This window comes from Halorubrum distributum JCM 10118, from assembly GCF_000337335.1.
Taxonomy (GTDB): Archaea; Halobacteriota; Halobacteria; order Halobacteriales; family Haloferacaceae; genus Halorubrum; species Halorubrum distributum.
In genome coordinates, this window is record NZ_AOJN01000011.1 from 1 (window position 1) to 240 (window position 240).

Genomic DNA, 240 nt, shown 5'->3' on the forward strand with positions numbered 1-240 from the left:
GATTCAATGACAACCGTGTATACGTGCGATCCAGACGTCCACTGAACTCATCCGAGTTCGTGGAACGTCAGTGAACCATATACAGTCGGGTGACACTATGTCACTTGACACCGTCAGCACTCTCTTCTGGAGAGTTGGCTGACACACTACTGGCTACTGTGCCAGCTGGTGAATGGCTCGGCTCGAGAGCCGACGACGGACGTGCCAAGCTGCGAAAAGCTCATGGGACCCGCATGGAGG

At 55.0% G+C, this 240-nt stretch carries 1 rRNA gene; it reads left to right on the forward strand.

From position 1 onward, the window contains the following. Positions 1 to 144: 144 nt before the first annotated feature. Positions 145 to 240, forward strand: a 23S ribosomal RNA gene (locus tag C466_RS00695); the annotation flags it as partial.